The following is a 21,916-nucleotide window of genomic DNA, read 5'->3' on the forward strand; positions in this document are numbered from 1 at the left end:
TCAATCGGGATTGAGCCACATTAGAGTTTGACCGTATTCTACGGGTTCGCCGTTAGCCACGACGATCTCCATTATTTGTCCCGAAACTTCTGCTTCAATTTCGTTCATGAGCTTCATGGCCTCGATGATACAGACCGTTTGTCCCTGACGGATGCGATCGCCCGCTTCTACAAACGGCGGTTCGTCAGGGGCAGATGCTCGATAAAAGGTGCCCACCATAGGAGAAGTAATTGCTACCCATTTTGCGTCTGCGGGGGAAGGTGCAGAAACCTCTTGGGGTTCGCTGACAGGAGCGACAGGCGCTGTGGGCGGTTGAGAAACTGGGGAAACGCCACTCGGCGGTGCCGCTCCTACGGTAGCTGCTACAGTTTGAGTTGGTATGACTGGAGCGCTCTTGCGTACCGTTAGTTCAAAATCTTCGCTTTTTAGCGTTAACTCGGTAATATCGGTTTGAGCGATCGCCCTTAACAACTCCCGAAGTTCGTTGAAATTTATTGACACAAATCGTGCATCCCATATAACAATTAGGCGTTAGTTGTCCGCAGTAAGAACTCGACGACAACTAACAAACGATAAAGCCAAGCGTTCGCTCGTTCACTCTCTACCCAGATAGGAACCATCGCGGGTATCTACCTTAATCCGTTCGCCGACAGAAATAAACAAGGGAACCATTACCTGAGCGCCCGTCTCGACGATCGCGGGTTTTGAGCCACCAGTAGCCGTATCCCCTTTCACGCCCGGATCGGTTTCGATTACTTCGAGGATGACTGAAGTAGGAAGTTCGACTTCCAATACTTGCCCGTTCCAGAGTAAGATATTGACTTCCATCCCTTCTTTAAGAAACTTAGTGCGATCGCCAAGTTGCTCTGGTCTCAGATGAGCCTCTTCAAACGTTTCCATATCCATAAAGACGTATTGATCGGCTTCTTTATAGGTATGCTGCATTGTCCGCTTTTCTATAGTTGCTTGTGGAACGGTCTCGCCTGCTCGGAAAGTCCGCTCGACCACGTTCCCAGTCTGTACGTTTTTGAGTTTGGTACGCACGAAGGCAGAGCCTTTACCCGGTTTGACGTGAAGAAATTCTACAACTCGCCAGACAGATCCGTCTAATTCGATAGTTACACCACTGCGAAAATCGTTGCTCGAAATCATGAAGTGCTTTTAAAGCCTAAAAATATCGACATTTTATTTTACTAGAGAATGGGAGATGGTTAGGCTAGAAAATTTGCGCTCTCAACTGCGCCAGCGCAGTACCCGTTCTTTAACTGGATTGCTAAAGGGACGACCTTCAGAGATAGCGCGAGCAAATTCTGCTTTGAGCTGATAGTACCAACGGGCTTGCACGTCGGCATCTTCTATCAACATCAAGGGCGGGTCGTACTGCAAGCCGATCTGCTGTTTGATAACCATCTGTCGATCCTGATTTAAAAACGCTCGAATAAATGGCAACAAGAGCGGTTTTAGTAGGGCAAACCAAGGTAGGGTCGTATAAAATATCGTTGTCACTTCTGTCTCTGTTTCAGTAATCGGAGTAATGGCGGTTAAATTGCAAACAGTATTATTTTCAGTAATGACTTGTTCGATGCGAATGCCAGGTAGCCGAAAGGAAATTGCTACTTCTGGATTTTTGCCGATGAGATTATAGAAAAAGGTCGAGCGTTCCAGTCGATGTCGCTTCATGGTGAAACCGTAGGGAGAAGGAGAGAAGGCTTTTACTTCCTCGGACAGAACTGCATCGCTACGCCACCACCAAGCGCGATGGACAAACGGTACGTGGGCTGGATCCATTAAGCCGACAACGGCACGATCGACAAAGCAGGGGAAACGCTGTACTTCCATTGCCTGGTAGAAGCGATCGCCAAATTCGGGAACCTGCGGAATCTCGATTTCTGGCTCGCTTACAGCGGCGCGATTGCCGCGTGACATATAAATCCAGATGTTGCCCTGAATTTCGCGCACTGGATATTGTTTGACATGAAAGCGACTCAAATTAAGCTTTTGGTCGTCAGTCAGAGAGGGAATGGCACTACATTGTCCGCTAGCGTCAAAACGCCAACCATGATAGGCGCACTCCACCTCTTTTCCGTCGAACCGTCCGCAACTGAGGGGAACGGCTCTGTGAGGGCAGATATCGCGCAGAGCAAAAACCTGACCCATATTAGTACGTCCAAACAGAATAGGTTCGTTTAGTAAAGTCTTAGCAACTATCCGACCGGGTTTGAGCCGATCGCTGGGAAGGGCATAATACCAAATGTTACGTAAGAAAAAATTTGACTTATCCATTCTCACCAGAATTAAAGAGCGCGATCGCGCAGATCGCGCGAAGTTAGAGGTTGGATTGGGTATTGACAAGAGAGAGCTAAAACCCTACAAAGTATCTTTGGAGCGGTGTGGTAGTTTATGTAACTATTAAGATAAATGAAACCAATAAAAATTCTCTGGTTGCGTTGGTGCCGACATTTGTTGAAGACCAGTCTAGTTGCTCTACTTTTGGTTAGCCTGTCAGTTAGTTTAAGCGGAGCCGGATGGAATTGGGAACCTGCTAACTCGGTACTAATTGCTGCTTTAGCGCAAGGAAATGCGATTACCGACCCTTACGCAATTTTGCGATATTCTTTGCCGATCGACAACCAAGCAGTTCGGCAACTCCAAGACGCGATCGAAGATATTTCCAATCATTTGCGAGGAAAACGTTGGGGACCGATTGAGAAAGATGTAAAAGTTGCTGCCAAAATCTTATCTTCCAAAGAGAGCGATTTATTAGCTAGCGTTCCCGACGATCGCAAACCTAGAGCCGAAGCTGCGATCGCGCAGATGAAAGAGGATATCTCTCAACTGCAAGATGCAGTCAAAGCCCAAGATAAAAACCAAGTTTGGAGCAAGCGACGAGAATTACTCGCCCAGATTGGAAAATTAGAAGAGTTGATGGTACAAGGGTTTCCCTTTGAGGTGCCTGCCAAATACGCTAACTTGCCTCAGCTTAAGGGTCGTGCCACAGTAGAAATGGAGACGACTAAAGGACTCCTGACGATCGTCGTTGACGGTTATAGCGCCCCTGTCAACGGTGGAAACTTCGTCGATCTGGTGAATCGGGGATTTTATGATGGCTTGCCTTTCATGTCTTTGGAAGATGACTTTGTCGTGCAAACGGGCGATCCTCCCGGTCCCGAAGCCGGTTTTATCGATCCAAAAACGAAGCAATATCGAGCCATTCCGCTAGAAGTTTTAGTTAAAGGAGAAAAAGAGCCTATTTATGGCATTACTTTAGAAGATGCGGGAATTTATCTTCCCAATCTAGCGCTTCCTTTTAATGCCTATGGAGCAGTTGCTCTGGCTCGTCCGAGTGACGATCCCAATGGCGGTTCTTCTCAGTTCTTTTTCTTTAAATTCGACAATGAATTAACGCCTCCTGGCTTTAACCTGATGGATGGGCGCTACTCAGTATTCGGCTATGTGGTCGAAGGCAAAGAAGTTCTCGAACAACTGACCGACAAAGACAAGATTATTGCCGCTAAAGTGGTAGATGGACTAGACAATTTGGTGCAACCACAAGCGAGTTAAAGGTTGGGGAGTGGAAATTAGGAAGAATAGGCAACTCCTATTTTTCCTCCATGCACTCGCTCGACCGCGCAGAGCTATGCCGAGTAAAAGGGTTGACAATCGCTGCCATCACGCATAGCCATGCAAACGGAATCAGAAATGCGATCGCGCTCGCGAACACAGATGTAAATAAGCTGTTATTGGAGACGACTGCAAACCGATCCAGTTGGCTCATCTTGTCAAGTAAAACTGCTATGGTCAATACTGGTATAGACATTTCATCCCTCCTTTTTTTTCATAGTTAAGATTTCTAATCGTACTAGCTACGGAGAAAGCCAATTATTTAGGCAGACTATACCCGTAGCTTATCCGAGTGAAACACTCGCCCGCATTGACTAAATGTCATATCCCAACTATGACTTTTGTCACGATTGCTAGGGCGGTATACGCCGAATAACCTAGTTTGGATCTCTATAAGAAACAATAAATCGAGTGTCTCATCCCACAAAAACCGTTAAAGATATTGGCGAACAAGGGCTTTTGCAAAGGCTACAAAACTTTTGTCCGCCCGATATGGTGGGAGACGATGCAGCGGTACTGGAGATAGAATCTGGTTACTCTGTGGTAGTCACGACCGATATGCTGGTGGATGGGGTGCATTTTAGCGATCGCACGACTTCTCCAGAAGATGTGGGTTGGCGTGCGGCAGCGGCTAATTTATCCGACCTAGCAGCGATGGGGGCTTCTCCCATCGGAATTACGCTGGCTTTGGGTCTGCCAGGAGAGGTTGCGATAAGCTGGGTAGAAGCTCTCTATCATGGACTCTACGATTGCCTGCAACGATATCAAACCCCAATTGTAGGAGGAGATATTTGCCGCTCTTCAGTCATTACCGTCTCGATTACCGCCTTTGGTCGGGTTTTACCCCAGCGAGTCATCCGTCGTTTTAATGCTAAAGCAGGCGACGCGGTCGTGGCGACAGGATTTCACGGTTGCTCGCGAGCGGGATTAGAATTACTCCTACATCCAGAAAGCGGTCAAAATTTGGCAGAAATTGCCAAAAATACCTTGATTAAGACACACCAACGGCCACAACCGAGACTTGACATTTTAGACCATCTGTGGGTGGTAGTAGGAGATCGATCCGTTGCCGGGATGGACAGTAGCGATGGGTTAGCCGATGCAGTCGTGCAGATTTGTCGTTGCAGTGGCGTTGGCGCTCGCATCGAGCGGCAGGCAATTCCTATCTCACCTGCTTTGCACCAGTTTGTTTCGCCAGAGCAAGCTTTAGAATGGATCTTGTATGGCGGAGAAGATTTTGAGTTGGTTTTGTGTCTTTCGCCCCAGTCAGCTCAAGACTTAGTAAACCGCTTGGGAACGGGAGCAGCTATTATTGGTACGATTACTGGCGAACCAACCGTCGAGCTAATCGATCGCAGTGGCAATTATGCCCCGCGACAGCTAACCTTATCAGAAGGCTTTCAGCATTTCTAAGACAATTCGGAGTTCGCAATAGCGATCGAAATTATCAAATAAGACGAGCAGCGCAAAACTTCCGTAGTTTTTAACCGGAAGCGGACATATTGATGCTGCAAGTAGGAAAGGTGAAAAATTTGTTTGCACCAATTGCGGTCATGTCGATGATGCCAATTGGCAAGCAGCTAGGAATATCAAAGCCAAAGCAGTAAATCAATATCGATTGCTGCTTAAAACAACAACAAAGGTACGGCAGGACTTGCCGAAACCCAGACAGTTAATACTTATAATGATTAAAAGATAATGATTAAAAGAGAGGTGCTGCCGTTCTGGTATCTTAAAAGCTTTTTCAAGCTGCCAGTTTTAGCAACCAAAGCACCTTACCAATTTTTTGATGAGGGGACATTTGCTGTAGTATGGCAAGAATTGAAACCAGAACCGAACCCATGGTACTTAACATGGGTCCCCACCATCCCTCAATGCACGGCGTACTTCGCTTGATCGTCACCCTCGACGGGGAAGACGTAATCGACTGCGAACCCGTCATCGGTTATCTCCATCGAGGGATGGAAAAAATTGCCGAAAATCGTACGAACGTCATGTACGTCCCCTACGTAAGTCGATGGGACTACGCGGCGGGGATGTTTAACGAGGCAATTACCGTTAATGCGCCAGAAAAATTAGCTGACATTCAAGTTCCCAAACGCGCCCAGTATATCCGCGTCATTATGTTGGAACTCAACCGCATTGCCAATCATCTGCTATGGTTGGGACCATTTTTGGCTGACGTAGGTGCTCAAACTCCTTTTTTCTACATCTTCCGCGAACGGGAGATGATTTATGACCTCTGGGAAGCGGCAAGCGGTTATCGGATGGTCAATAACAACTACTTCCGCATCGGTGGCGTGGCAGTAGATTTACCCTACGGTTGGGTTGATAAGTGCGAAGATTTCTGCAACTACTTCGAACCGAAAGTCGATGAGTACGAGAAGCTAATCACCAATAACCCTATTTTCCGTCGCCGCGTCGAAGGCGTAGGAACGATTAGCCGCGAAGAGGCAATTAACTGGGGACTTTCCGGTCCCATGTTACGGGCTTCCGGGGTGAAGTGGGATTTGCGTAAGGTTGACCACTACGAGTGCTACGATGACTTTGACTGGGAAGTTCAGTGGGAAACAGCTGGCGATTGTTATGCTCGCTATCTGGTACGGATTCGGGAAATGCGGGAGTCGGTAAAAATTATCCGTCAGGCACTTAAAGGACTTCCCGGCGGTCCTTACGAAAATCTGGAAGCGAAGCGGATGATGGAAGGGAAAAAGTCTCAGTGGAATGATTTCGATTACCAGTACATCGCCAAAAAAGTCGCACCGACTTTTAAAATTCCCAAGGGCGAACATTACGTCCGCCTCGAAAGCGGAAAAGGGGAATTAGGGATCTTTATTATTGGCAACGATGATGTCTTCCCCTGGCGTTGGAAAATTCGGGCAGCCGATTTCAACAACCTGCAAATTTTACCCCATATTCTTAAAGGAGTAAAAGTAGCAGATATTGTAGCGATTCTCGGCAGTATCGATATTATTATGGGTTCGGTGGATAGATAATCGGTGATTGGTGACTGGGTAGAATTTATCCTATTTTCTAGTAAATGACTTGTAGGGGCGAACAACCGTTCGCCCCTACTTTTCTTATCCCAAGCTCGCGTTAGAATAGCGTGAGGTTTAATGCTGTAACCAAGTCCAACTAGCGATGCCAATAAAAAATAGACAAACATCCTCAACCGAAAAGCCAGTTGGAGGCAACCATATGAACACTTTTTTATCAGGCGTCGCAGTTCTGCTGTCTGTAATCGCGCTAGCAGGCGCAGGCTTTGCACTCACTCAAATGTTCCAATTACAGCAGAGCTTTCGTGAACTCAACGACTTTGTGCAAAGCTCACCTACTGTTTCCGAAACTGAATCTGACCAACAGGCGAACACTGAAATTCAGCCCGGTCAGTTTGTGCAATACGCATTTAAAGATAGGGCACAAGTCGAACTATTGTCGGTCAAGCGGATTCAAAATCCAGATGACGGGCAGCGAAATATTGTCAATGTCCAAGTGCGGGTTCGTAACCTTAAGGGTGGTGTAACTCATATAATTTCGCCAGACCAAACAATAGCACGAAATCCTAAAACTAATGAACGTTACGAATCCTATGATTATGTGATTATGTGGTTGACAAGGCGGCAAGAGAACAGGCTCGGAGGGACGGTACGGAGATAGATCGTTCAGGCAGAATTGCTCGTTCCACTAGTTCCATTACAATGGGTTTAGTGAAGAGAGGATCATCTGTTGATGGTTATGTATGGCTACTCATTCCTGAGGAAGTCCAAATGATCGATCTGATAGTACCAAAGACGGCAATATTCGAGAAAGTACCTATTTCAGAATAAGGTCAAGCTTCGGTATTCGATCGATAGTTTAACTAAGGTTTTAACTAAGGTGATTTACTGCTCGCTTGCTTGAACGGCTTCAATGAGCGATCGCACTTCTTCGGTTCCTTCGGATGGCTCGAAATAGGTGGGAAACTTCCCGCGCGTTACCATTCGCAATCCCAAAGGCACAAGGCTCATTAGCCCTCGCAAATCGCGGAAATAATTTCCTACGACATATAAGCCAAACTTGCGCTCGTCTATCCAGCCGCCTTGCTTGACCAACTCTATCAACACCTTGCGGTGGCGAATCGAACGGCTGGCTTGGGCATTTTTACGCTCTAGGATTTCCTGCTTGATTTCGCCGATGCGATCCATCGGGGCGACATCCATAGGACAGACGGCATTGCACATATAGCAGCGCGTGCAGCCCCAAACTCCTTGGGTGCCCAGGTTGTATTTCTCCAAGCGAGCTTCCGTGGTATCGTCGCGGGAGTCATCCACCATGCGCTGGGCTTTGGCTAGGGCGTGGGGACCGACAAAAGAGGGATCGACCGCGCGGGCATTACACTCAGAATAGCAAGCGCCGCACAAGATACAATTGCCCGATGCATCGAGACGCGATCGCTCCTCTGGCGTTTGCAAGAATTCTCGTTCTGGAATTTGTCTGGCACTGGTGCTGACGTAGGGATCGACGGCTTCTAAATTATCCCAGAAGCTTGTCATATCTACGACCAAATCTTTCATTACAGGCATGTTGCCCATTGGCGCTACGATAATTTCTGGGAGCTGAGTATCCGCTCCGTGGGAAAAGCGAGCAAGTTCGCTGCCAACGTTTTCTTTACATGCCAGGGCAGAACGACCGTTAATTCTCATCGCACAGCTACCGCAAATAGTGTTGCGGCAATTTTTCCGAAAAGCGAGGGTTCCATCGAGTTCCCACTTAATGCGATTGAGACAGTCTAAAATTGTATTTCCTGGCTCTACTTCTAAGGTATAAGTCTGAAAACTAGGTGCGCTGTTGGGCTGCTGTCGAAAAATTTTAAAACTGACTTGCATGGTTTCAATCGTTTGATCGTTTATTTTTTAAAAAAATCTTTAGATCTTGGGAAAAATAACTCCATAGATCAATCGCGCTGCTTCAAGCTTACCAAAACTTTAAGCTGCTTCCAGGAATTATCTAAGTAGTCTTTAGAGGATGGTATATTGGCTCAACTCGTTTTCCGAGCTAACCTCTGAGACTGCCTCAATTCTACTTTATTCTTTTTGTTTTGTTGGCAGATTGACTGAATTTCTCGATTATTTTGCACTTAAATCCCTGTTAAGGGGTTTTCAGACTATAGACATATCCTGTATTCAGTCTTCCTCTAACCATTCTAGTCTTAAATTTATAATTCTTGAAAATTTTTTTGTCAAAGTTTAAGCAGATAACGTCATATTTTTGATAAGATGAATCTTAACAACAAAAACACAAAAGACAATTAGTAGAAAAAGAAAGGAACATTGAGAGGATTATGAGTGAAACCGCGACTGCCCCCTTAACAGGAAAAGCACTACTTCAAAAAGTAAAAGAGCTATCCCATCTACCTCGGCGAGAAACAGCAAAGCGCTGCGGCTATTACTCTACTAAAGACGGACAAGTGCGCGTTAATTTAACAGATTTTTATGACGCAGTTTTAGCAGCGAAAGGCGTTCCTCTAGAACCAGGCGGAGCAAAAGACGGGCGCGGACGCGAACCTACCTATCGCGTTAGCGTTCACAAAAATGGTCAAATTGTCATCGGTTCGACTTATACCGAACAGATGGGATTAAAACCGGGCGATGAGTTTGTTATCAAACTCGGATACAAACACATTCACCTCAAACAAATTGAAGATGATTCGGAAGTTGAAGACTCCGAAGAAGCTTTAACCGCGTAATCGATTGGCAGCAAAAACATCGATCGAAACCGCGATCGAGGTAACTGGCGCAAGAAGAGATAAAGCGCGTTTGCGATTAAATTTCCATCAAAATCTGCTATTTAATCGGGCAGACAAGCATAAAGGGTCTACCAAAAGGGCGATTGTATTTTCTAGGCTCGCCCTAGCAGACGCAAACCGATCGAATTAGGCGAGTCAAAGCGTCTTAAGTAAATTCCTGAAAATTTTAAGATTAGGGAAAATTTTTGGAGCTTCAACCGAATCTGAATCTATTTTTTGAGTGGCTGCGAGGAGCAAACTCCCTACTTAAGATAGGCGTCTTTTTTTTAATTTGGGCGATCGCGTGGTTGCCGATAGCAATTCCGATTGCATGGCGATTTAATTGGCATCCAACTAAACCTCTAAGGCAAGCTTTAAAACTTGCTTTGTTGGCACCGCTATACGCGATCGCCCCCCTTATTGTTTGGGGTGCTGCCACAATTGAAAAGTCTTCTTTTGCTGACTATGGATTAACTTGGCAACCCAAATTTTTTCTATCTACAGTAGCAGGATTGAGCTTAGGAATTGGGGGATTAATCGTCGTTTTTACGGTCGAGAGATCGCTCGGTTGGCTGCAATGGCAAACGGAAAATTTGCCCCGCCTTCGCTCGGTTATTTTTCCCCTACTCGCATTGGCATTGTGGATAAGTATTACAGAAGAATTAATTTTTCGCGGCTTTTTGCTCGACGAACTGCAACAGAGCTACAAGATTGCAGTGGCTGCAATCGTATCTAGCACGATTTTTGCTCTATTACATTTAATTTGGGAGCGGGCGCAGACAATTCCTCAACTACCTGGGTTATGGTTGATGGGCACGATCCTCGTGGGTGCGAGATTAGTCGATGATGGAAGCTTGGGATTAGCCTGCGGATTGCACGCTGGTTGGATTTGGGGGCTATCATCTCTTGATTCCGCGCAATTGCTCTTCTATACAGGTAAGGGCAGCCCTTGGATAACTGGGATCGGAGGGCAACCCATAGCGGGAATCGCCGGAATTTTGTGTTTATTCGGAACGGGAGCTATCCTGAGTGTAGGATTTCTCAAATTCTTCTACTGAGATTGCTAGATTAGCCATGTCGCTCAAACTATCTTTCTTAAGAATTCTGACAGCCGCGATCGCGTTTATTACAGTTATTGGCGAGAGGGCGAGCGATGCGCAAGCGAGCGCTTTTATCTGCACGGAAGACAAGAGCGGGATACCGACTACCTTTGCACAAACATCAAGCGGTTCAGTCCCTATCTTCAGGTGGGTATCGGGATATTTCAGTCAAGCAGGTTATCCTCCCAGGCGACGCTGCCAAGAAGTGACGGAACGCATGATGAGTTTCAAAGCGCAGGGAAGACTAAGTCATCTTACTAGCGGCAGAGTTAAAAACCAACCCGTAATTTGTGCTGGAACGAGCTGCGAGGCGAGCGGAGATAATATTTTATTTACCCTCAGACCCAATCAAAACGCGAATCAAATCTTGCAAGAGATAGCTGCAAATCGCCAAGGGACGAGCGGACCTTCCGCTCAGCTAACGGGTGGAGGCGAGACGACAAATAGCACCGCTATAGCTGCAAGAAGACCCAGTAACGTCATTACGCACAATCAAGATGGCTCTGTAACCTTCGATCTCGATCGCTATCTTAACGTTGCTCCCACATTGGAACCTAGCAATTCCGAAAGACCGTTCGAACTTCCTTCTTCCCAAAGAACGGGTAACTCTCCGAGCTTTCCCCCGACAACGCAGCCGAATAATTCTCAAAAACCGCTAGAACTTCCTTCTAATAGTGGAGGAAGCAGGTGGTAATGGCACAAAGCGATAACCTTTAAGATGAATTGGCGATCGCTAATAGTTTTAGCGAGTGTAGCTAGCTTGACAATGACGTTTATCAAATCAAATCTGTTTAATTAGTCACGATCTCGACTCTACTATTCGCGATCGCGCAGTATGGGGGCTTCTTGCTGGGGAGAAAGCAAGGGATTGCCCTCATTGCATTGGGCTGGTTCGGATCGCTTCAGCATCGAGAGGTTGCTCTCGCGAGTTACGCCGTAGCGACCAAGCGCTGCTTCTAACCAAGCCGTGTCAAAAGCAGGCGTTGCTACGCCTTCCATTCCCCAACGCCAGCCGATATAGATAGCGCGTTTGGAAAAGACGACGGCTGGAACCCTCTCTTCAGTTACCCAAATAGCCGCAGGTTCGCTGTCAGTCTTTGTCGGGATGAGAGTGCCGCCAACGAGGTCGCCAGACATAGCTTGCGGTTGAGTCGGCGCTAGCTGACCGCCTACGGCTTCTAGAGCAATGGGAAAGGAATTAGAAAATCCCCAATAAGCGCCAAAAAGGGATCGCAATTGTTTGCGTACTTCCGGTAGCGAGAGGTTGCCTGTCGGTCCGGTAACGATGACGCGCCCGCCTCTAGCCATCCAGACTTCTAAAGCGTTGGCTTGCGCCCAATTGAGGCTATCTACATTGGGCAGCAGCAGGACGCGAACGCCCCCTAAATCGGTTTCATTTCGCCATTTGGATGCATCGACGATGCAGTAGTCTACACCCGTTGCTCGTAGCCGTTTAGTAATTTCTTGCCATTGCGCTGCATTTTCTTGGGCTTTGACGACTCCCAATCGGGCGGTGACGGCAATTGCTGGAGAGATAAATAGGACAAAAGGGCAAAGATACGAGATAAGTGCTATGAGTTTGCGTTTTTTGAGGGTATTCAGACCAAAAGCTACTCTTTTGAACCTCGAAACACTTTTTAACACGAGTCATCTCCTTATCCTTTATTCTTGGGGCGATAGGCATGAGTAATAGATTAATGCAAATCGATTCCATCTTCAAACCGGAAACCGTTTCATCATCGAGACTGCGACCCTGGCTTGACTTTTTAAAGAGATAGGAACGCCCGGAATTTGCGGAATCTGCCAAAGCAGATCGATAGTTCGACGCAGAAGCCTAACGATATCTCCTTCATCGAGACTGGTATTATCGCAAAGTTCGTTCCAATCTATTCCCAATACCCACTGTTCTATCAAACCCATCAACTGAGTATCCAACCAAACGGGGATGGCAATATCGTATCGCGCTTGCGCCTGGTATAGCTGTCGTCGAATTTCCCGTAAGCCGATTTCTTGCGACTCGGTTTTGCGAAAGGCTTCTAACACTTCTTGGGACGGCGGATAATTCGTCCAAGTATCGGGGCGTAGCGGTTCGGTAATCAAGGCACTCATAGCAGCCGCCAATTGATGGGGTTCCAGGCGATCGAACGCTCCTGACATCAATGCCAAACCGAGCCAAAGTTCGTTTTCGCCTCGAATGGTTGCGGCTGCTTGTCCCAGAGGAGTCGGCACCAGCCCATCGAGTGCTCTAAATTCTCGCAAAATTTCAATTAGATTGAGAAAATCTTGCCAATAATAGGATTTATGTGCCTGTTGATTCTGATATTTTGCGTGACTTCTGTAGAGTTGTTCTCGTATTGTGAGGCGGCGTTGATGCAGTTTGAGCAGGCGAGCGGGATTTTTTTGCTGTTGCAGGGGATGATTATCCAGATTGGCTCGAACGCGATCGATTCGCTCCTGCTGGGCAATGACTTCGGGAGCAGTTGCTGCCGTCGCATCAAGCCGCCGAGTAATTTGCTGTGCGATCGCGGCAGTCTTCTCGTCTCCTTTATGCCAGGGACCGCAGTGGTGATAAGACGACACTTCTAGAAGCGCTTCTAACTCCGGTACGGATAATTGCGCTCCTTGTGGCAAGATAGCAGGCAGTATGTCGGTAATATCAGCCAGCGTAACGATATACCAGCGATTATCTTCTCCCAAACAAACGAGATCGGGCGCTTGTCCCGAACCGGGGATTTTAGCGACAAAAACGGCAGACAGAGGAGAAGCCACCTTGACGTGTTTTCCTTTGATGGCAAGCAAGCTACCAGGGGAAAGTTCTGCCAGCCGAGAGGCGATTTCGTGCTTTTTGTTAGCTTCTGCTTGCTGCTGAAGGATTTTTAAGAGCCGTTCTTCTTCTTTGAGACGTTCTTTGAGTTTGGCATAGCTGGCAAAGTCGCGATCGTCGAGTCCGGCTAGTTCTACGTCGATTTTTGCCAGTTCTGTAGTCAATTCGGCGATCGCCTTTTTTTCTGGGGCGAGTTTCGACTGCGCTAGATATTCGGCAAAGCTGCGTTCTAGTAATTCTTTGGCTTCCTCTAGAGTATGTTTTTGCAGTAAATTCAAAACCATGCCGTAGGAAGGCGTAAAACAACTCTTGAGCGGTTCGGCTTTGGCTGTTGCTAGATAAGCAGCTTCTTTTGCTCCTTCAAAGGGAGTCTGTACCGTCACCACATAGCCTACCTCATCTTTCCCTCGCCGTCCGGCTCTCCCGGCGAGTTGTAAAAACTCAGAAGGAGTCAACATGCTGTGTCCGTCGTCCGTGCGCCTGCTGAGGGCAGAAATAACGGTAGTTCGGGCGGGCATATTGATTCCTGCCGAAAGGGTAGCGGTGGCAAAAACCACTTTGACCAACCCCTGCTCGAATAACTGTTCGACTAATTCCTTCCAGACGGGAAGAATTCCAGCATGATGAGCAGCAATCCCGCGCGTTAGAGGTTCTAGCTGATCGAAGCGAATGAAATGGGACTTCTCTGCCATAAAATCCCATAGTTTGACTTGTTCTTGGGGATTTTCGCTTAAAAAATCCAGCAAGTTTGAGGTGGCATCGGGATTGTTGGCTAGAAAATCGAGTAGCTTTTTGTGTAAGATAGGCGTTTCTTGAGCCAAAAATGCCAGCAGTCGTTCTTGTAAGTCGGGATTTTCAGACAAAAAGAAGACCAGCAGCCTGTGGATAATGGCTTTGGCTTCCGATTCATTAACGAGTACCAAATCTTCGAGTTCTCTAACCGCTTGGTCGCACCCTCGGCGGCTGAAGATTGCATAGATTGCTGGCAGTAAATCCCGTTCGACTAGCTGTTCGACCACAGTCAGGATACTGGGGCAGTCTTCTCGTCTGCGTCGCCGCTTTTCTTCTCTAGGAGACTTCGATTTGAGGCTGGGATTGATGGCAGTTTGCTTGGAATTGAGAAGGGGATATAGCTTCTCTTTGGTGGAGAAGAAAAATCGCAAGGGAACGGGACGGTAGTCGGAGTCAATTAACGCGCAGTGATAAATAACTTGCTTTCCATTTTCCTTGGATCCAGCCGCGAGGCGCACTCGCTCGATCCAGTCCGTCAGTTCTTCTGGATTGCCAATGGTAGCGGAGAGGGCAACTAACTGGATAGTAGGAGGACAGTAGATAATCGATTCTTCCCAAACCGTTCCCCGTCCGCGATCGCTGATATAGTGGCATTCATCTAAAACTACGCTTTCTACATTTTCTAGCGATGTCCCCACCTGTCCGATGGGAGTTTCGTAGAGGATATTACGGAAAATCTCCGTGGTCATGATCGCGATCGGGGCATTGGGATTATAGACTACATCTCCGGTGATCAAACCGACCTTTTCGGTTGCCTCTCCATCTCCCCAACTGCCAAATCGCTCTTGAAAATCTCGAAACTTTTGATTGGAAAGCGCTTTTAGTGGCGTGGTGTAAAAGACTCGCTTGCCCCGCGACAGAGCGCGGTAGATGGCGTATTCTCCGATTAAGGTTTTACCTGAACCAGTGGGAGCGCAAACGACAACAGACTTCCCGGCATCGAGAGCTGCGATCGCTTTTTGTTGGAAATCATCCAGTTTAAACGGAAATAGTTCTTTAAGATTTAACTTGGGATTGCTTAGACGTTCTTTCACTAATGGTTTTTCTTCTCTAACTCCTAACAAGGGCGAGTTGTCATGTACTGGCTATATTGTAAGCGACACTCTATGAGGATGGGTTAACTTATTAAAACTAAATGCTTCCCAGCTTTTACCTGAAGGAGCGAATAGGTTAGTCTTCGACTTAGCCTATTTAACTTAATTTTTATTTTATAAATAAAATCTTCAATTCATTACCAAAACAAAATAAACTAAAATTCTATACTTATCGAAAATTGTGTATAAGGAACATTAGGAAAGTCTAGAAACGTCTATAAACATCACAGAAGAAACTTCATTCGCTATTGCGATCGGTCGAGTCAAAATTTTTCTAGATTTATTTGGTAGGACACAAGTATTAATGAAAGCGTTTAACCCCCAAGACTTCCATATTCTTATTGTAGATGGCACTAGCGATAATGATAATCTTCAGCCGACGATCGCCAGGTTGGCAGCAACGGGGTACGACATATCTTTTGTGGCTAACGAACAGGAAGCGCTAGAGGCAATTAAACAGCTCCAACCAGATTTAATTCTTTTCAATCTCACCAAGCAGGATGCAAACCCGCTAGAAATAGGCAAAACCCTACATGCCCATTCTGAGTATGCTCGAATTCCTAAGCTTTTTCTGACCGCTAATCGGGAACAAGAGGCATTGCTCGAAACGCTCGATAGCGGCATGGTCGATTCCTTGAGCCAACCATCCAACGAGTTAGAAGTGCTGGCTTGCATTAGAACCCATTTGAAATTAAAACGAAATTGGGATGAATTGCAGAAAGCTTATTCGGAATTGGAAAAATTAGTCAACACCGATCCTTTAACAGGCGTGGCGAATCGTCGCGCTCTATTAGCGTTTGGAGAGAGAGAATTCAACCGCGCCAAGCGATATGCCCATCCCTTTTCAGTTTTAGCGATCGATATCGATCGCTTCAAACAAATCAACGACACCTACGGACACGATATCGGCGATCGCGTTTTGATTGCCATGTCAAGATCGATTACGCAATACCTTCGCCAAGTTGATTGTTTTGGGCGATTTGGCGGAGAAGAATTTTTAGTCTTTTTGCCGGAAACAGAAGAACTTCAAGCGACAAAAGTTGCCGAACGCATACGCAAAAGAATCGCCAAAAACTCCCTCCAAGTTGCCGAACAAACCGTAACCATAACTATCAGCATCGGCATAGCGACTTATCAACCCGGCGACGGAACGCTCGATGCCATTATAAAACGCGCCGATCGCTCTCTCTATAGCGCTAAAGAACAAGGACGCAACCGAGTAGGGATTAGTGTTCCCGTCGTCTCATCTTCTTGTAGCTGTCAATCGAAGTCGGAATTAAGAAGTATTTCTTAATTGCAAGCTATCAAACTTAATTGCAAGCTATCAAAACCTAAGCCGAGCAGGCAACGCGACAACCGATATCGATACATAGTGCCATCCATGCAATTGCATCGGTTAGCGCTCCCTCAAAGTTATCTCGTTTCTCTTTAATCTTGCTACAGATGGGGAGAGCGGGGGAGAGATTTGTAGCAAGGATTGGGATAATTAATATTATTGTGCCAATAGTTTCGATCGCCTCGAATTCAAATGCAGACAGGTTGGACATGAGGACGACAGCCAAAAAACGCTTTCCCCATTATCAAACCACAGGTTGGTTCATCTGTCGTCGCACGAGAGCATTTTCTAAAACTTGCTCGATGCGATCGCACAGGATAAATTCCATCTTTTCCCGTGCGTCTTGCGGCACTTCTGCCAAATCTTTTTCGTTCTGTTTGGGTAAAATGATACGAGTAATCCCAGCTCGGCGAGCAGCTAACACTTTTTCTCGGACTCCGCCGATGGGTAGAACTTCGCCGCTGAGGTCGATTTCTCCAGTCATAGCAGTATCGGTGCGAACGGGTTGGTTGGTTAGCAAAGACGCGATCGCAACTACCATCGTCACTCCGGCTGACGGACCATCTTTGGGAATTGCACCCGCCGGAACGTGGAGATGCAAACCGTTGCTCTTGAAGGCGCTAACGTCAATTCCGAGCGCGTCCGCATTAGACCAGATGTAGGAATAAGCCAGTTTAGCGGATTCTTGCATGACTTCCCCAAGCTGACCCGTTAGAGTCAAATCTTTCCCTTGAGGCAGTAAAACCGCTTCGACAAAAAGGATTTCTCCGCCTTGCACGGTCCAAGCTAAACCCGTCGCTACCCCTGGCCGGCTGACTTTGCGCTTCTCTTCTCGCCAAAAATGCGGCGGACCGAGCAGTTCTTCGAGTTGTTCGGGATGAACGATAGTCGGCCTGGTTTCGCCGCTGGCATAGCGGACGGCAACTTTGCGACACAGCGTTCCTAATTGCTGTTCGAGCTTGCGTACCCCAGCTTCGCGGGTGTAGAGTTCGATTATTTGACGCAGCGTTTCTGTCGAAAGCTGTACGGCATTCGCTGGCAGTCCTGCCTTTTCGATTTGTCTGGGCAAGAGATATTGCTCGGCGATCGCCAGTTTTTCCTCTTCAGAATAACCGGACAGTTCGATAATTTCTAGCCGATCGAGCAAGGGTGCAGGCACGCGAGACAAATCGTTAGCCGTACCGATAAAGAGGATTTGAGACAGGTCGAAGTCCAAATCGAGGTAGAGATCGCGGAAACTATAGTTTTGCTGCGGGTCGAGAATTTCTAGCAATACCGATGCCGGATCGCCGCGATAGTCCATACCGATTTTATCGAGTTCGTCGAGCATGATGACGGGATTTTTGACTCCGGCTCGATGCAATGCCTGTACGATACGACCAGGCATGGCGCCGATGTAGGTGCGGCGGTGACCCCGCAATTCGGCTTCATCTCGCAACCCGCCGAGACCGATCCGCTCGAAAGGACGACCCAAAGCGCGAGCGATCGACCGACCCAGACTGGTTTTCCCAGTTCCTGGCGGTCCGACGAAGCAGATTACCGTTCCGATGCTGTAACGCTCGTCGTGTCGTTCTGGCTTTTCCTCCTCTGTGTCCTCGTTCCGAGCCATTCGTTTGAGCTTGAAAGTGGCTAGGTGTTCGATGATGCGATCTTTGATTTTGGACAGACCGTAGTGGTCGGCATCGAGAACTTCTCTGGCATTTTGCAAATCGAGATTATCTTCAACCGTCTTATTCCACGGCATTTCTAGGAGCCAGTCTAGATAGGTGCGAATGACCCCGCCTTCTGCCGAGGCACTGCCGATGCGTTCTAAGCGAGCCAATTCGCGTTTGGCTTGCTTTTCAGCTGGTTCTGGCAAGTTGGCCGTTGCTAGACGCGATCGCAATTCTTCGATCTCCTGTTTTTCAGAATCGACTTCGCCGAGTTCCTCCTGAATTTTCTTTAGTTGCTGGCGCAGGAAGAATTCTTTCTGCTGCTGGTCGATTTCCTTTTTGGTTTCGCCGAGAATTTCACCGCGCAGACGCAGGACTTCGATTTCTTTTTGCAAGTCTGCCAGCACTTGTCGCAGAAGCAATTCCAGATCGTTTTGCTCTAGCAAGGTCTGCATTTTGGGGACTTCCTGCTGAAGTAAAATGGCAGTCTGATAGGCTAACTGTGCTGGAGATTCGATATTGAGCAAGACCGTCAGGACTTCTTCTGGAAAGTTGGGATTGAGGGAGGCTGCTTCTTGCCAGAGGGATTTCAGCGCGCTCGTGAGAGCTTGGATTGACTGTTGCTGCGCTCCTGCCGCGATCGCCGCTTCTACTGTCAGGTTGGGCAAGCGCTCAAATTTAACAATATAAGTCGGCTCGGTCTGCAATAGTTGTTCGATGCGGACTCGCTCTTGACCTTCGATGATAAGCTGAATCGGTCCTACGGGCAACCGAAGCATCTTATGGACTACTGCTAAGGTGGCGATCGGGTAGAGTTCTTCTAAGCTCTCAATTTCAGCTTTTTCTTCCTTTTCTAGCTTTTGAACGGCTTCTGGACGCACGGCAGCAATGATGACTTGTTTTTGCTCCGTCATCATTACCGACTCCGCCACCGATACCGATCGTGGTCGTCCCGCTACCACTGGCAAAGTCACGCCAGGTAATAGGACAATGTTGCGTAGCGGCAGCAAAAAACCCGTTTCTAATTTTTCTCTCGGTTTAAGCGCTAGGTGTGGAAGCGGGAACATAATACCTCCTCATCCTGTCGATTCAAGAGTGGTCTTCTTACCTTAATGCTATAAAATCCCTGAGTTGAAGGAGATCGCTAAACCGTACTCGTTTCTAGTGCATTTTCTTCACTGATTTTTCTATAGGCGATCGTCGTAGCTAAACCTTTGTGCCAGTATTGATGTCATTGTCTCCTCCCAACATCCGATAAACTTATATCTTGTATCTTGCACCTTTGGCATCAAGGTTTAGAACTCTAGAACTAGAGTTCTAGGCTCAAAGCTCAACTCGATTAAAATCGACTGAAATTCCGATCGGGTCTTCTTTAGAAGACTTTTTCGCTCGGACGGGAAATGAATGACAAGAGCAGTTGTTGATAGTAGTGCAAGATCTCAGATAAACGCTATGCTTCTCGTTTGAGAATCACCATTTTGTTACCAACTACTGGGTTGCGAGCTAGTAGCGTTCCTTGAGAATCGATGATTTCCAATTTGCGAAAATCTAATTTCCGAGAACGTTCTAGGATAGAATTTGCCAATTTATCTTGTCTGCCGGGGTTGAGTTGATACCAATTGTCTCCCACAGTTACGAGCAAACGACCTGCCAAGAAATTTGCTTCTACCGAACGAACCAATCCTTCTGGATACTGACTGGTAATCGCAGCAACTTGCTCTTGAATCGCTGCAATTAAACTCTGCTCAGGCGTTAATTCCGGTTCGGGTGGCGGGATGATTTCTACGGGTTCGGGTTTTCCGGGTGCTTTGAGTTCTGGCGGGGTTTTTACCACCTCTGGAGTTTGGGATGGGGCTTCCGGTGTAGTTTCTGGCGGGACTTCTCCGATTTCTGCAGACGGTTGGGGCAGCAGCAATACAGAAGTTATCAACACGGCCACGACAATTCCTGCGAGAATCCCCGTCAATCCCCAATCTGAGAGCTTCTCTTGCAAGGGTGCTGGCAGCCAAGAACGAATCTTAGCTAAAATGCCATCCCACCAGGTTTGCAAGCTGCTAAAACTCGGTAAAATCCTATCTATCCAACTTTCTTCTTCTGATGGTATTGCTTCCTCGATTTCTTGAGAAGCGATCGCTTCTTGGGCAGGTTTTGTAGGAGCGATTTCTGCGGTTTGGGTGGGGACAGCTTGCGTTGTTTCGGGCATTGTTACCTCGATTTTCCCTATCGAAGCCACTAATGTCTCAGTATTGGCTAATAAACTTTCTACGATCGCTTTAGAAGGCAAATTCTCGACCGATTCTGCCCTGAGTTGGTTGACAATGCGATCGAGTTGCTCAATGTTTTTTTGCAACAGTTCGATAATTTCTGCCTGAGAATAGCTATTCTCAGAAGTTTCTGAGGGGGTTGGGTTATTGGGTGTTGACTGTTGCCGTTCTTGTGACATGGACTCTCCTCCTAGACAGCTTAGAAGCTGCCGCCCTAGCACCAATCTATCATTTCTCTCAACCTTACCTCGGATAGAGTTGCTAAATCTTTGCAGATGTAGCACCTGCTAGCATCTTTGTCTCTTTATTTCGATCGCGCGATCGTCGGTTTGGATAACCCAAATATTCTGAAATATATGCATTTTAGGTAATCTAAAACCGCTCTTGAAACAACATCTAGATCTCTCAATAGACCTCAAAAATCCTAATTTTTGACTTTATTAGGGAAAATAAAGTATATATCGATCGAAGCTAATATCCGATGGATATTTAGTCTCTTAGCAGACAGGCTCGCAGCTTCAGCTTGACCGAGCTGATAATGTCTTTGACCTAGAGGAAATAGGGGTTCTAATGACACAAGTTTTTTTGGAAAAATCTACAGTAGAGCAATGGGACAGAGACTATTACCACCCTATTGCTTTGAAATATTACGATCGCGCCATTTCAGACATGCTTCGGATGATGGAAGTTGAGCCTGGCGCAACAGTTCTCGATGCCGGATGTGGACCTGGCGTTCACAGTATTCGAGTTGCAAAGGCGGGTTATCGCGTTTGCGCGATCGACATCTCAAAAACGATGCTCGAACAAGCGAAGTGCCGCGTAAGAGTTGCAAATGTTAGCGATCGCGTAGAATTTCATCAAAAGGATTTGACCCAACTCGACTTCCCAGACAGCTCGTTTTGCTATGCTTTTTCTTGGGGAGTCATCATCCACATTCGAGAGGCTGAAAAAGCCCTTGACGAGCTGGCCCGTATCGTTGAGCCAGGAGGTAAGCTAGCACTATACTTAACGAACAAGACAGCAGCAGACCACAAAATTGAATCTTTGATGCGCTTTGTACAGCGAAAACCATTGGCAGACTTTCACAGTTTCCCCTTTGGCGACGGTATTTGGTACCACATGAACAACCATAAGCTTTGGCTGTGGAGATTCGACGCTCAAGCAATCGTCAACTATCTTGCAGAGAAAGGATTGGTTTTAAAACATCGTCGCATAGGGGAACTATCAGAAATTCAGCGACGCTTACAAGGTCTCCCCCGACACCTACTTTTGCGATTGAATAACTTAGCTTATAGCTTAAACATTCCCCCAGACATAGCTACAACTTCGCTGTTCGTCTTCGAGAAAAAACGTCGGTAGAGCAGTAGCAAGCATTAAAACTCATATAACTTGGCAAAGGGAGCCAATTTTCAAGTTCCTCTCCCAAGTTTGGGAGAGGCATTTAGGAAGTTTAATGACAATGGCGCAAA

The 21,916-nt window shown here is 47.0% G+C and carries 20 protein-coding genes; 10 read left to right on the forward strand and 10 right to left on the reverse strand.

Features of this window, described 5'->3' with window-relative positions; genetic code table 11:
- The 3 genes from accB to PLE7327_RS21695 all read right to left on the reverse strand — a co-directional run bounded on the left by accB (nt 1) and on the right by PLE7327_RS21695 (nt 2,283).
- Nucleotides 1-501: an acetyl-CoA carboxylase biotin carboxyl carrier protein gene (gene accB, locus PLE7327_RS21685; protein ID WP_015145904.1), complete on the reverse strand. Its 501-nt coding sequence runs from the start codon at nt 499-501 to the stop codon at nt 1-3.
- A 93-nt stretch (nt 502-594) separates the two neighbouring features.
- Nucleotides 595-1,152, reverse strand: a complete 558-nt coding sequence (gene efp, locus PLE7327_RS21690; RefSeq protein WP_015145905.1) for an elongation factor P — start codon at nt 1,150-1,152, stop codon at nt 595-597.
- A gap of 81 nt (nt 1,153-1,233) precedes the next feature.
- A complete protein-coding gene (locus PLE7327_RS21695; protein ID WP_015145906.1) occupies nt 1,234-2,283 on the reverse strand; it encodes an aromatic ring-hydroxylating dioxygenase subunit alpha in 1,050 nt (349 codons plus the stop codon).
- A 135-nt stretch (nt 2,284-2,418) separates the two neighbouring features.
- On the opposite strand from PLE7327_RS21695, the gene PLE7327_RS21700 reads away from it, so the two are divergent.
- Entirely contained in the window at nt 2,419-3,561 is a 1,143-nt protein-coding gene (locus tag PLE7327_RS21700; protein WP_015145907.1) for a peptidylprolyl isomerase, read from the forward strand.
- A 37-nt stretch (nt 3,562-3,598) separates the two neighbouring features.
- Here the strand turns inward: PLE7327_RS21700 and PLE7327_RS24570 are convergent, their stop codons facing one another.
- The gene (locus tag PLE7327_RS24570) at nt 3,599-3,817 is read right to left on the reverse strand and encodes a hypothetical protein (protein WP_015145908.1); all 219 of its coding nucleotides are present in this window, start codon (nt 3,815-3,817) and stop codon (nt 3,599-3,601) included.
- Nucleotides 3,818-4,032: 215 nt separating this feature from the next.
- Here PLE7327_RS24570 and thiL point away from each other — a divergent pair, with 215 nt between their 5' ends.
- The 4 genes from thiL (at nt 4,033) to PLE7327_RS22945 (ending at nt 7,278) form a co-directional block, all read left to right on the forward strand.
- On the forward strand, nt 4,033-5,034 hold the full coding sequence (gene thiL, locus PLE7327_RS21705; RefSeq protein ID WP_015145909.1) for a thiamine-phosphate kinase: 1,002 nt from the start codon (nt 4,033-4,035) through the stop codon (nt 5,032-5,034).
- A gap of 88 nt (nt 5,035-5,122) precedes the next feature.
- The gene (locus PLE7327_RS26795; protein WP_144266239.1) at nt 5,123-5,320 is read left to right on the forward strand and encodes a zinc ribbon domain-containing protein; all 198 of its coding nucleotides are present in this window, start codon (nt 5,123-5,125) and stop codon (nt 5,318-5,320) included.
- A 112-nt stretch (nt 5,321-5,432) separates the two neighbouring features.
- Entirely contained in the window at nt 5,433-6,617 is a 1,185-nt protein-coding gene (locus PLE7327_RS21710; protein WP_015145910.1) for an NAD(P)H-quinone oxidoreductase subunit H, read from the forward strand.
- Between the two features lie 202 nt (nt 6,618-6,819).
- A complete protein-coding gene (locus PLE7327_RS22945) occupies nt 6,820-7,278 on the forward strand; it encodes a hypothetical protein (protein ID WP_015145911.1) in 459 nt (152 codons plus the stop codon).
- Between the two features lie 224 nt (nt 7,279-7,502).
- On the opposite strand, the gene PLE7327_RS21720 is transcribed toward PLE7327_RS22945, so the two are convergent.
- Entirely contained in the window at nt 7,503-8,486 is a 984-nt protein-coding gene (locus PLE7327_RS21720) for a succinate dehydrogenase/fumarate reductase iron-sulfur subunit (protein WP_015145912.1), read from the reverse strand.
- A 455-nt stretch (nt 8,487-8,941) separates the two neighbouring features.
- Here PLE7327_RS21720 and PLE7327_RS21725 point away from each other — a divergent pair, with 455 nt between their 5' ends.
- The 3 genes from PLE7327_RS21725 to PLE7327_RS22950 all read left to right on the forward strand — a co-directional run bounded on the left by PLE7327_RS21725 (nt 8,942) and on the right by PLE7327_RS22950 (nt 11,179).
- Nucleotides 8,942-9,346, forward strand: a complete 405-nt coding sequence (locus PLE7327_RS21725) for an AbrB family transcriptional regulator (protein WP_015145913.1) — start codon at nt 8,942-8,944, stop codon at nt 9,344-9,346.
- Between the two features lie 245 nt (nt 9,347-9,591).
- Complete coding sequence (locus PLE7327_RS21735; protein ID WP_015145914.1) at nt 9,592-10,443, forward strand: CPBP family intramembrane glutamic endopeptidase; 852 nt, start codon at nt 9,592-9,594, stop codon at nt 10,441-10,443.
- A 16-nt stretch (nt 10,444-10,459) separates the two neighbouring features.
- Nucleotides 10,460-11,179, forward strand: coding sequence for a COP23 domain-containing protein (locus tag PLE7327_RS22950; RefSeq protein ID WP_015145915.1), 720 nt, complete (start codon nt 10,460-10,462; stop codon nt 11,177-11,179).
- Between the two features lie 122 nt (nt 11,180-11,301).
- On the opposite strand, the gene PLE7327_RS21745 is transcribed toward PLE7327_RS22950, so the two are convergent.
- Nucleotides 11,302-12,129 (reverse strand): hypothetical protein, encoded by an 828-nt coding sequence (locus PLE7327_RS21745; protein ID WP_015145916.1) that lies wholly within the window; start codon nt 12,127-12,129, stop codon nt 11,302-11,304.
- A 72-nt stretch (nt 12,130-12,201) separates the two neighbouring features.
- Entirely contained in the window at nt 12,202-15,135 is a 2,934-nt protein-coding gene (locus tag PLE7327_RS21750) for an RNA helicase (protein WP_041393745.1), read from the reverse strand.
- Nucleotides 15,136-15,499: 364 nt separating this feature from the next.
- On the opposite strand from PLE7327_RS21750, the gene PLE7327_RS21755 reads away from it, so the two are divergent.
- Nucleotides 15,500-16,489 (forward strand): diguanylate cyclase, encoded by a 990-nt coding sequence (locus PLE7327_RS21755; protein WP_015145918.1) that lies wholly within the window; start codon nt 15,500-15,502, stop codon nt 16,487-16,489.
- A gap of 37 nt (nt 16,490-16,526) precedes the next feature.
- Here the strand turns inward: PLE7327_RS21755 and PLE7327_RS21760 are convergent, their stop codons facing one another.
- The 3 genes from PLE7327_RS21760 to PLE7327_RS21770 all read right to left on the reverse strand — a co-directional run bounded on the left by PLE7327_RS21760 (nt 16,527) and on the right by PLE7327_RS21770 (nt 20,626).
- Nucleotides 16,527-16,742, reverse strand: a complete 216-nt coding sequence (locus PLE7327_RS21760) for a hypothetical protein (RefSeq protein WP_015145919.1) — start codon at nt 16,740-16,742, stop codon at nt 16,527-16,529.
- 33 nt (nt 16,743-16,775) lie between these two features.
- Nucleotides 16,776-19,250, reverse strand: a complete 2,475-nt coding sequence (lon, locus tag PLE7327_RS21765; protein ID WP_015145920.1) for an endopeptidase La — start codon at nt 19,248-19,250, stop codon at nt 16,776-16,778.
- Nucleotides 19,251-19,633: 383 nt separating this feature from the next.
- Nucleotides 19,634-20,626 carry a hypothetical protein gene (locus PLE7327_RS21770; RefSeq protein WP_015145921.1) on the reverse strand — a complete coding sequence of 331 codons (993 nt, stop codon included), beginning with the start codon at nt 20,624-20,626 and terminating at the stop codon, nt 19,634-19,636.
- Nucleotides 20,627-21,017: 391 nt separating this feature from the next.
- Between PLE7327_RS21770 and PLE7327_RS21775 the strand changes: the two genes are divergently transcribed.
- Nucleotides 21,018-21,806, forward strand: coding sequence for a class I SAM-dependent methyltransferase (locus PLE7327_RS21775; RefSeq protein ID WP_015145922.1), 789 nt, complete (start codon nt 21,018-21,020; stop codon nt 21,804-21,806).
- Nucleotides 21,807-21,916 lie beyond the last annotated feature (110 nt).

Source organism: Pleurocapsa sp. PCC 7327, assembly GCF_000317025.1.
Lineage (GTDB): Bacteria > Cyanobacteriota > Cyanobacteriia > Cyanobacteriales > Microcystaceae > Hydrococcus.